At 60.8% G+C, this 10,611-nt stretch carries 8 protein-coding genes; 2 read left to right on the top strand and 6 right to left on the bottom strand.

Going from position 1 to position 10,611, the window contains the following annotated elements:
- Window positions 1-71 precede the first annotated feature (71 nt).
- A complete protein-coding gene (locus tag ACP7E0_RS32690; RefSeq protein ID WP_426131251.1) occupies window positions 72-371 on the bottom strand; it encodes a hypothetical protein in 300 nt (99 codons plus the stop codon).
- 246 nt (window positions 372-617) lie between these two features.
- Between ACP7E0_RS32690 and ACP7E0_RS32685 the strand changes: the two genes are divergently transcribed.
- On the top strand, window positions 618-2,585 hold the full coding sequence (locus ACP7E0_RS32685) for a M23 family metallopeptidase (protein WP_426131249.1): 1,968 nt from the start codon (window positions 618-620) through the stop codon (window positions 2,583-2,585).
- 215 nt (window positions 2,586-2,800) lie between these two features.
- Window positions 2,801-3,718: a LysR family transcriptional regulator gene (locus ACP7E0_RS32680; protein ID WP_426131247.1), complete on the top strand. Its 918-nt coding sequence runs from the start codon at window positions 2,801-2,803 to the stop codon at window positions 3,716-3,718.
- On the opposite strand, the gene ACP7E0_RS32675 is transcribed toward ACP7E0_RS32680, so the two are convergent.
- The 5 genes from ACP7E0_RS32675 to ACP7E0_RS32655 form a co-directional block, all read right to left on the bottom strand.
- Window positions 3,706-4,764 (bottom strand): NAD(P)-dependent alcohol dehydrogenase, encoded by a 1,059-nt coding sequence (locus ACP7E0_RS32675; protein WP_426131245.1) that lies wholly within the window; start codon window positions 4,762-4,764, stop codon window positions 3,706-3,708. The genes ACP7E0_RS32680 and ACP7E0_RS32675 overlap by 13 nt on opposite strands.
- Window positions 4,765-4,970: 206 nt before the next feature.
- The gene (locus ACP7E0_RS32670) at window positions 4,971-5,867 is read right to left on the bottom strand and encodes a S66 peptidase family protein (RefSeq protein WP_426131243.1); all 897 of its coding nucleotides are present in this window, start codon (window positions 5,865-5,867) and stop codon (window positions 4,971-4,973) included.
- A 57-nt stretch (window positions 5,868-5,924) separates the two neighbouring features.
- Window positions 5,925-6,563: a glutathione S-transferase family protein gene (locus ACP7E0_RS32665; RefSeq protein WP_426131241.1), complete on the bottom strand. Its 639-nt coding sequence runs from the start codon at window positions 6,561-6,563 to the stop codon at window positions 5,925-5,927.
- A gap of 76 nt (window positions 6,564-6,639) precedes the next feature.
- The gene (clpB, locus tag ACP7E0_RS32660; protein ID WP_426131240.1) at window positions 6,640-9,246 is read right to left on the bottom strand and encodes an ATP-dependent chaperone ClpB; all 2,607 of its coding nucleotides are present in this window, start codon (window positions 9,244-9,246) and stop codon (window positions 6,640-6,642) included.
- 192 nt (window positions 9,247-9,438) lie between these two features.
- Entirely contained in the window at window positions 9,439-10,314 is an 876-nt protein-coding gene (locus ACP7E0_RS32655) for a phosphotransferase family protein (RefSeq protein ID WP_426131239.1), read from the bottom strand.
- Between the last annotated feature and the right edge of the window lie 297 nt (window positions 10,315-10,611).

Genomic DNA, 10,611 nt, shown 5'->3' with positions numbered 1-10,611 from the left:
AAGATGCTAAAGCAAGAACGATGTAACTTCTCATAGAAACGTGACCGCCATTGTCGACTTAAAACCGGAACTTAATCCAGTTGCGAACATCCGCCGCCCACGTTTCTCTTTCTCTCTATCCAATTGTCAAAAAACAGACAGGAAACCCTGTCGAAAACCTTAACCCCGAGAGCCTCAGCGTTCCCGCCTAAACCCACAATCCGCACCAAACTTTCGTAAGAAACTTCAGAGCGAGTTCGTCGGTCGCCAGCAGCGCCGCCGCCCTCGTTGGTGAGCGGTTTATAGTCCCACCAATCCTTCATAGTCAACAGCGTTTTTGAAAAAAATGACAGTTTTTTGACAAAGCCCTGCACCGTAAGGCTTTGCTGCATTGCGACAATCGGGATAAGCCTTTGTATAGAACCGAAAACACAATCCCGCCCTCACTTCTTCACAATTGGCGCTCTAATCAGCATTTCGCAACTGCGTTTTGACGGCTCTCTCTGTCAATAGAGGAGCCCTTATAGAGTGATGGCCGTTCTGTTTGACTTGGGGGCATGAAAGATGCACATCTTCGCACAACATTACCCGGACCATAATAAGAAACGGCGCGTAACCAGGGACCCCGCTCGATTGGCATGATCACGGACAAGACCATGATACGGTCGCTCGGCAACGAGCCGCCGATCCTTGCGGATGGACGCAGGGCCCCCGACCGGCGCGAGATTTCCCTGCGCTGGCTTTCGGGCACCTTTCTGACCGGCATTACCTCCAGCCTTCTGATGGGCGTTGCTTTGTTTGCAGCCCTGGACGGGCGCCAGCAGCTGGCCATTCCCGCCGAAGCCTATGCCGCGATGGACCCGTCCGTCCGCGGCTCGCAGCCGACAGCCGCTGCCAAGCGCGGCGACCGTATCTTAAGCCCCAGCATTGTCGCCAAGCCGTCCGACCGCACCATCATGGAAGTCTCGACCATGACCCATGATGGTGAGAAGGAAGTGGTTCGCCGTCAACCTTTCGCGCATGTGAAGATGACGCTGGCCGCCAACCACCAGCCGGCTGAAAAATATCCCTCCTTCGATCCGCTGGCGATCTTTTCCAGCGACGACGCGGATGCGCCGCCGCCGGTCAGCCGGACCGGGACGCTCTATGGCTCCGATGTTGAATCCGAAGTGGCGCTGAAGACGGTGGATTTTCCGCTGAAGGGATCGACGCTGACGTTCGCGCCCTCAATGTCGATGGATGAAGTCGAGGAAAATGTCCGAACCAATGGTTCGGTGCTGACCGACGGCAATACCCAGCTTGCCTCCCTCTTCTATGTCGATCCGCGCCGCTTTGCCTCGGATGCCTCCGATCTCGACTTGATCCAGGGCCTGTCGGCGCGGGTGGTCGAGGAGAACATGACGGTCTCCGCCTTCGAGACGATCACCGACCAGACAACCGAATATGCCGACGACGTCATTCCGGTGCGCCGGGCAACGCCGATCGCCGCCGTTCTGATCAATGCCGGATATGGAAAAGCCCAGGCCGAGGATCTCGCCGGCTATCTGCGGCCGGCACTGAACGCGACGGATCTGCAGGACGGCGACGTGCTTCGCATCGGCATTATCCAGAAGGGCGAGAACGAAGAGGCCAAGGTCGTGCGTGCCACCGTCTATACGCGCGGCGCCCATGTCTTTACCATGGCGCTGGACGACAAGGGCAATTTCGTCAAGGCTTACGAGCCGCCGCAACTGGCAGCCGTTGCCAGTGCCTTTGACGACAACGGAACCCCGGTGATCAACGCCGGCCGTGACCTGCCGCGCGTCTATGATGGCGTCTATCGCGCCGCCCTCTCCTACGGCATGAATTCGACGATGATCGCCCAGATCATCAAGCTCTTGGCCAGCAATGTCGATTTCCAGGCGCAGTTGAAGCCGACCGACCGTCTCGAGGCGTTCTTTTCAGTCGCCGACAACAGCGGCAAGGCAACCGACGATTCAGAACTGCTCTACGTCAATGCCAAGTTCGGCGATGCCGAGACACGTTTCTACCGGTTCCAGGATCCCGACGACAATTCGATCGATTATTACAACGAGCAGGGCAAGAGCATCCGCCAGTTCCTGCTGCGCAACCCGGTTCCGAACGGCACGTTCCGCTCCGGCTTCGGCATGCGCCGCCATCCGATCCTCGGCTTTTCGCGCATGCATACCGGTGTCGATTGGGCGGCCCCCCGCGGCACGCCGATCATTGCGGCGGGCAACGGCATCGTTGAAAAGGCCGGGTGGGATTCCGGCGGTTATGGCAACCAGACACTGATCCGGCATGCCAATGGCTATGTCTCGTCCTACAACCACCAGAGCGCCATCGCCAAAAATGTCAGCGTCGGCTCGAAAGTGGTCCAAGGCCAGGTGATCGGCTGGGTCGGCACCACCGGCCTGTCGACCGGACCGCATCTGCATTACGAGCTGATCGTCAACGGCAACCGCGTCGATCCCTTGCGCATCCGCCTGCCCGGCGGCAAGTCGCTTGATGGCCAGGCGCTCGCCCAGTTCGACAAGGAACGCGGCCGCATCGACGAACTGCTGGCCAAGGACAATGGCAGCGCCGAAGTAGCCGCGGTGCAGTAGGGCTGGTTTTCCTCACTGCCCGTTGCGCGTTTCATCCCACTTCCAGCAAAACATATCTCCCCCCCGCCTTGCGGGTACGACCTCTGTTGCGTCGCTCTTCCAGTTCGGCCGCCAAGACGGACGCAGACGCGCCGTCTGCCGTTGAAGCAGTGGTAAAACCATCATAGATAGAAAACGCGGCACAATCACGCTCCATTGATGAAGGCTGGTCAAAAATGAAACGCCATGATCTGGACGACCTCGCCGCCTTTGCCATTGTTGCCGAGGAGCGCAGTTTTACCCGCGCCGCCGCCCGTCTCGGAATCTCGCCGTCCGGCCTCAGCCATATGATGCGGCTTCTCGAAGACCGCCTCGGCGTGCGGCTGTTGGCGCGCACCACCCGCAGCGTCTCGACGACGGATGCGGGCGAGCGGTTGCTTCTGACGCTCCGTCCTGCCCTTGAGGATATCGGCCGGGGACTGCTGGCGCTTGGTGAATGGCGGGAAAAGCCCTCGGGCACGGTGCGGATCACCACAGGCAAACACGCCGCGTTGTCGCTGGTGGCACCGATGCTGCCGCGCTTCCGCCAGGACTACCCCGATATCCGGGTTGAACTGATCATCAGCGACCGGCTCGACGACATCGTTGCGTCGCGCTTCGATGCGGGCATCCGCTTCGGCGAGCGGATCGACAAGGACATGATCGGCGTCCGGGTCGGCCCGCAATTGCGGGCAGCCATCGTCGCCGCACCGTCCTATTTCGCCCGCCGTCCGCCGCCTGTGACCCTGAAGGACCTCGTCGACCATGATTGCGTCAACTACCACATGTCCTCGGCCGGCGCGCCCTATGCCTGGGAGTTCGAGGTGGATGGGCGCGATGTCGATGTCCGCGTCAACGGCAGCCTGGTGGTCAACGATCTCGAAATGATGCTGGCGGCGGCCCTTTCAGGCACGGGCCTCGTCTATCTGTTCGAGGATGTCGTCGAGGAACATCTGCGCAGCGGCCGGCTGGTCAGGGTATTGGACGCATTCTGCAAGCCGTTTACCGGCTATTCCATCTATTATCCGAGCCGGCGGCAAATGCCGCCAGCCCTTGCCGCCTTTATCGAGGCGCTGCGCTCGAACAGCCGCCAGCCCCCGGTTCAGGCGGCCTGACCGGCGGGCAGCGTCGCCATATCGATGACGAACCGGTAGCGCACGTCGCCGCGCTCGAGCCGCTCGAACGCCTTGCCGATATCGGCGATCGAGATCATCTCGCATTCCGGCAGGATGTTCTTGCGGGCGCAGAAATCCAGCATTTCCTGGGTTTGCTTCAGACCACCGCTGGGCGTCCCGGCAATCCTGCGGCGCCCCATGAGAAGGCGCAGATTGCTGAATGCCGGGGTATCGACCAGCGATCCGGCAATCACCAGCGTGCCGTCGGCGTCGAGAAGATCGATGTAAGGGCTAAGATCATGCTCGTAGGGCACGGTGTCAATGATGATGTCGAAGGCGTAAGCCGCCGCTGCCATCTGTTCGCCAGAGGTGGAAAGCACCACATGATCGGCACCGAGGTCGCGCGCCGTGCCGATCTTGCCTTCGGAGCGGGTAAGCACGGTGACCTCAGCACCGAGCGCCGACGCGAACTTGACCGCCAGATGCCCCAGACCGCCCAGTCCGATGACGCCAACCCGGCTGCCCGGCCCGACATTCCAGTTGCGCAGCGGCGAATAGGTGGTGATCCCGGCACAGAGCAGCGGCCCGGCCCGTGACAGGTCCAGCCCGTCCGGTACCCGCAACACGAATTCCTCGCGGGCAACGATATAGTTCGAATAGCCGCCATAGGTGATGTCGCCGTTCACCCGGTCCTGGCCGTTATAGGTGATGGTAACGCCCTTGCGGCACATCTGTTCTTCGTTGCGGCGGCACTGGTCGCAGTCCAGGCAACTGTCGACCATCGTGCCGATGGCGACATTGTCGCCGACCTTGAAACGCGAGACGCCACTGCCGATCGAGGAAACCCGGCCGACGATTTCGTGGCCCGGCACCAGCGGATAGACGGAAAAGCCCCAATCGTTACGCGCCATATGCAGATCCGTATGGCAGACCCCGCAATAGAGGATATCGATGCCGACATCCCCGGGACGCAAGGCCCGGCGATCGAACCAAAAGGGTTGCAACGGAACGTTCGCATCGGTTGCGGCATATCCAGACGTTTTCAATGGTTCATCCTTGCATGGCTGTTGGAACGACGGCCGCGCTGGCCTGCCAGGAGGGATATAGGCGCAAAGGCCTGCCGGCATTAGCCGCCCCTTTCAGGATGCGCTTGTGAGCGCAGCTCAGCAATAGCGAGACAGGCGATGAATGTCTGCCGGACGTTGCAGCACCGCATGGGCGCTCCGCAATTTCGGGGCGGTCGGCCATCTGTTCAATAGTCGGCTGTCAGAATTCCCAAATCCGCATCAAGCTCCGCCATTCTGCCGATCGGCAGGCTGACCGGACGTTCTCCATGTCCAATCGGCAATCCGCCCAGCACCGGGACACCCAGCACGTCCAGGTGATCCCGCACGATGTCGATGATCACCGCGCCGCGTGAGGGCTCCACCATCATGAACTGCCCGACCGCCACACCCGCAACGCCATCGAGATGACCGGCCTTGCGCAGCATGGTTAGCGCACGATCGACCCGCCCCGGATAACAATCGATCGCTTCCAGCAACAGAATAGTTCCGGTCATGTCCGGCAGCGCCCAGCCTGCGGCCGTGACAATCAGGTCAAGATTTCCACCGACAACCACACCTTTCGCCTTGCCTTTGGTTGTCAGGCTAGCCGTCGGCTCGGTTGTTCGCGACGGAATGATTATACGACCCGCCTCCATCAGCATCTTCACAAGAGTATCCCGGTTTTCAAGATCCGCACCGCCATCGCCATCGCGGAAAAGCGCGCCGTGGATTCCCGCTACCCCGCATTGGCGCAAAAGCATCAGATGCAGAATGGTGATATCGCTGAAGCCGACCAAGAGTTTGGGATCAAGCCGTACGGCATCAAAATCAAGCCTGTCAGCAATCCGGTACGCTCCCTTGCCACCGCGCGTCGCAAAGATTGCGCGAATATCCGGGTCGCGCAGTGCGGAATTCAGATCGTCGAGCCGCTCGTCGTCCGTTCCGGCCAGAAAACCATGGCGGTGAAAGGCGTGCGAGCCGAAATCCACTTGAAAACCAAGCTCTTCCAGAAAGCGGACGCGGGCGACAATCTCGTCGCGATCCGGCACACTGGCTGGCGAGACGAAACGGATACGGTCGCCTAGCTTCAATTTGCTGGGCATGACAATCTCTGGCCGAAAAATGGCCTCGGTTTGTACGATATTGCTCATCCGTCTCCCCTACCCCACCGGCTCCGTCTGCCGCATGCTCGCCCGCTCCTGCATCCGCAACCACCATCCCATGAGATTACCATGCCGGACGAGCATCGGCAGGCCTTCCGGAGCCTTGGCGAAATAATCGATCATCGGTGCGGCATGCAGGTCGGCGAGCGTCAGAGCCGCGCCGCCAAGCCACGGGCCGTCGCTCATCAGATCGGCAAGCGCTTTCAGGATGACCGGCGCCTTGGCAAGGGATGCCACAAGCTGCGTCTCATCGCTCGGTTCACCACGCGCAGGCTTCGACACCTGCTCGATATACACTCCCCAGACGAGCACAGGATAGATGTATCCGTCGGCAATGCTGATGATCTGGTTGACGCGGGCGCGGCTTTGCGGCTCGGCGGGCTGGAGATTGGGGCCTTCAAAGGCTTCATCGATATAACGGGTAATCGCGGCGGCCTCGTAGAGTTCAAACCCGTCATGCTCGAAGGCCGGAATGCGGCCGAAAGGTTGCCGGGCAAGATGGGATTTTGGCGGTCCACCCTCGGCAAAGACATCGACCGGCACCAGATCGTAGTCGATACCCTTTTCATGAAGAACCAGACGGGCTGCGCGCACATAGACGCTGTAATCAGCGCCGAACAATACCGGTTTTCTCATTTGTCCCTCTCCCCCATCATATCATCCCAAACGAAAAAGGCCGCCCCGAAGGACGGCCTTTCTCTTATATCTTGGATCAGGCCGCGGCCTTTTCGCCACCGTCCCGAAGCTTGAAGTTCAGGCGATCCGAGCCGGCGAAGGCCTTGATCGTCGAACCATCCGGGAAATTACCCTGCAGGATCTGCTCGGCGAGCGGGTCCTGGACGTATTTCTGGATGGCCCGCTTCAGCGGACGCGCACCATAGGCCGGATCGTAGCCCCGGTCGGCGAGGAAGGCGCGTGCCTCGTCGTCGAGTTCGAGCGTGATCTTGCGATCGGTCAGCAGCTGGCGCAGGCGCGTCAGCTGGATATCGACGATCGCCCCCATCTCGCCGCGCTTCAGGCGGTGGAACAGGATGATCTCGTCGACCCGGTTCAGGAACTCCGGCCGGAAATGTCCGCGCACCACGTCCATCACCTGATCGCGCACCATGTCGCTGTCATCGTTTTCGCCAAGCCCGACGAGGTATTCTGCCCCGAGATTGGAGGTCATGATGATCATCGTGTTGCGGAAATCGACGGTGCGGCCCTGACCATCGGTCAGGCGGCCGTCATCGAGAACCTGCAGCAGCACGTTGAACACGTCCGGATGCGCCTTTTCGATCTCGTCGAACAGCACGACCTGGTAGGGCTTGCGCCGCACCGCCTCGGTCAAGGCTCCGCCTTCCTCGTAGCCGACATAGCCCGGAGGTGCACCGATCAACCGGGAGACGGAGTGCTTCTCCATATATTCCGACATATCCATGCGCACCAGCGCCGTATCGTCGTCAAACAGGAAGCGTGCCAAAGCCTTGGTCAGCTCCGTCTTGCCGACGCCGGTCGGGCCGAGGAAGATGAACGAACCGATCGGACGGTTAGGATCCTGCAGACCGGCACGCGAACGGCGAACCGCACGCGACACGGCCTGAACCGCATCACCCTGGCCAACCACCCATTGCGACAGCTCGTCTTCCATGCGCAACAGCTTGTCGCGCTGGCCTTCGAGCATCTTTTCCACCGGAATACCGGTCCAGCGGGAGACGACATGGGCGATATTGTCCGGCGTCACGACTTCCTGCACCATCGGGTCGAGCGCCGACGAATCCTGGCTTTCGGAAACCTCCAGCTCCTTTTCGAGCTTCGGGATCACCCCATAGGCAAGCTCGCCGGCGCGCTGGAATTCACCCTTGCGCTGTGCGGCGGCCAGTTCGTTGCGCGCCTCTTCCAGCTGCTTCTTCAAGTCGGCAGCCAGACCGAGCTTCGATTTTTCCGCCTGCCAGCGCGCCGTCAGCGCATCGGCCTGCTCCTCGAGCCCGGTGAGATCGAGTTCCAGCTTGTCCAGCCGGTCCTTCGAGGCGCGGTCGGTTTCCTTTTTCAACGCCTCGCGCTCGATCTTCAGCTGCATGATGCGGCGATCGAGTTCGTCCAGCTCTTCCGGCTTTGAATCCACCTGCATGCGCAGCCGCGATGCGGCTTCGTCCATCAGGTCGATCGCCTTGTCGGGCAGGAACCGGTCGGTGATATAGCGGTTCGACAGGGTCGCCGCCGCCACCAGCGCCGAATCCGAGATCCGCACCTTGTGATGCTGTTCGTACTTCTCCTTCAGTCCGCGCAGGATCGAGATCGTGTCTTCGACATTCGGCTCGTTGACCATGACAGGCTGGAACCGGCGGGCAAGGGCTGCGTCCTTTTCCACATGCTTGCGGTACTCGTCGAGCGTGGTGGCGCCGACGCAATGCAGTTCGCCGCGCGCCAGCGCAGGCTTCAGGAGGTTGGACGCATCCATCGCCCCATCCGCCTTGCCGGCCCCGACCAGCGTGTGCATCTCGTCGATGAACAGGATGATGTCGCCCGCTTCCGCCTGGACTTCGGACAGAATGGCCTTCAGCCGCTCTTCGAATTCGCCGCGAAATTTAGCCCCTGCGATCAGCGAGCCCATGTCGAGCGCCATCAACTTCTTGTCTTTGAGGCTTTCCGGCACGTCGCCATTGATGATGCGCAAGGCCAGGCCTTCGGCGATCGCCGTCTTGCCAACGCCGGGTTCACCGATCAGGACCGGGTTGTTCTTGGTGCGGCGCGACAGGACCTGGATGGTGCGGCGAATTTCATCGTCGCGGCCGATCACCGGGTCGAGCTTGCCGTCGCGGGCATCGGCCGTCAGGTCACGTGCATACTTCTTCAGGGCGTCAAAACCGGCTTCGGCATTAGCGCCATCGGCGGTGCGGCCCTTGCGGATCTCGTTGATCACCTGATTGAGCTTGGACGCCGTCAGCCCTGCCTTCGACAGGATGCCGGACGTGACAGCGGAGGTCTCGATGATCAGCGCCTGCAGCAGCCGTTCGACGGTGACGAAGCTGTCGCCCGCCTTCTTGGCAGCCTCTTCGGCCGTGGTAAAAACCTTGGCAAGCGGCTGCGACAGCGAGATAGAACCATTGCCGCCCGAAACCTTCGGCAGCTTGGCAATCGCAATGTCATTGGCGAGCTTTGCGTCCTTGGCGCTGGCGCCGGCCCGCTCGATCAGCGATGCCGCCATGCCCTGATCGTCATCAAGCAGGACTTTCAGCACATGCTCGGGAACGAATTGCGGATGGCCCTCGGCCAGCGCATAGGTCTGAGCCGATTGCAGAAAACCGCGCACGCGCTCGGAGTATTTTTCGATATTCATAAGTCAACCTCCGGTAATCGGTCAGCCCACACGTGGCACTGCCGACAGTTGGAATGGAGCTCCCTGAAAAGGCAAGCCCGTATTGACGGGACCCTGCATTGCACAGGACCGGCCGCTTGCAGTGAATATGGGGCCGGGATTTTCGAAATTAAAGAGCGTTTAACGCCTTGGCCGCCGATTTCGCCGGGAGGCTCACAAAGCCGTCGACCGCGCCCAGTTTTCGACGCTGTCGATCATGATGTCCACATGCTCGGGATTGTCCGTGAGCTCCGCCAGTTCGGACAGACGGTGAGCCGCAGTCAGAATATCCACCCGCTGCCGGTCGATCGCCCGGCCCGTCCGTGTTTCATAGGACGCGATGATCCGTTCGGTCAGATCGGCTGAAACGAAGCGCGCATAGATGAACTCCTGATGCACGGGCGCAAAGCCGGAATCGGCAAAATCGTACATGCCGGTCAATCGCTGGTTCGCGTGGTCGAACGCCATGTTCCAGCCGTGGCCATCGAAGAAGCCGTAGGTCGTGCCATAGGGATCAGGCGGCAATTGCTCGAAGACGTCGATCGCGGCTTCGGCCTTCTGCCGGGTGTCCGCCGTCAACATGGGCAGTGCCCGTTCCCGCATCGCCGCCACCGGCTGCCACTGCGCAACCGGCCCCGCCCCGGCCGCCAGCATCTTTGCCTCGTCCAGCCCGTGAAGCTCGGCATAAAACCGCCCCAGCATCTCGCCCAGCCGCTGCCGCGCGGCCTCCGGCAGGCGATCGTAATCGGCAGTGAGCAGATGCACGCCCTTCAGCTTCTCATGCACCGAAAACAGCGGCGGGCCACTGATGATGCGCAGATCGGGAACCGGCATCGAAATCCGCGGCCGGATCACGGCCAATAGCTGCGCCTCGCGCAGCAATGCCTTTTCGGTCACGGCATGGCGGGGAAACTTGAAGATCAGCCGGTCGTCGACATCGACGGCCACCGAATCCCAGCCCGCCGTCTCCAGCTCGAACTGCGACGCGGCAAGCTCCGGAAATGTGCTGATGATGATCTTGCGAAACGTGTCGGTATCAGATGCTTCCATGCCTCGAATATAGTGGCTGCACCGGTCGGAAAAACCCCCGAAGAGACAAAACCCTCGCCGCGCTCACCGGCGAGGGTTTCCTGCTGACAAACTCTAAAACCGATGATTTGAGGAAACGGACATCCACCCTCCGTTATCCTCGCCCTCGTGGCGGGGATCCAGCGACCCGACGTCCGTCGGGTCAAAAGGCTCTTTCAGCTCAAGGACTTGGGCGGCTGGATTCCTGTGACAAGCACAGGAATGACGGAGGTTTTGGCCGCCCATTCGTTTTCCTAGTGACCTGCCCACAACGAAAAA

Origin of the sequence: Pararhizobium sp. PWRC1-1, from assembly GCF_049897905.1 — a bacterium.
Lineage (GTDB): Bacteria > Pseudomonadota > Alphaproteobacteria > Rhizobiales > Rhizobiaceae > Pararhizobium.
This window is presented reverse-complemented; position numbering and strand designations above follow the sequence as displayed.

What these genes read in the sequence shown, in the direction of transcription:
- ACP7E0_RS32690 (WP_426131251.1), bottom strand. Translation starts at nt 371, where the DNA reads ATGCAGCAAAGCCTTACGGTGCAGGGCTTTGTCAAAAAACTGTCATTT.
- ACP7E0_RS32685 (WP_426131249.1), top strand. Translation starts at nt 618, where the DNA reads ATGATCACGGACAAGACCATGATACGGTCGCTCGGCAACGAGCCGCCG.
- ACP7E0_RS32680 (WP_426131247.1), top strand. Translation starts at nt 2,801, where the DNA reads ATGAAACGCCATGATCTGGACGACCTCGCCGCCTTTGCCATTGTTGCC.
- ACP7E0_RS32670 (WP_426131243.1), bottom strand. Translation starts at nt 5,867, where the DNA reads ATGCCCAGCAAATTGAAGCTAGGCGACCGTATCCGTTTCGTCTCGCCA.
- ACP7E0_RS32665 (WP_426131241.1), bottom strand. Translation starts at nt 6,563, where the DNA reads ATGAGAAAACCGGTATTGTTCGGCGCTGATTACAGCGTCTATGTGCGC.
- clpB (WP_426131240.1), bottom strand. Translation starts at nt 9,246, where the DNA reads ATGAATATCGAAAAATACTCCGAGCGCGTGCGCGGTTTTCTGCAATCG.
- ACP7E0_RS32655 (WP_426131239.1), bottom strand. Translation starts at nt 10,314, where the DNA reads ATGGAAGCATCTGATACCGACACGTTTCGCAAGATCATCATCAGCACA.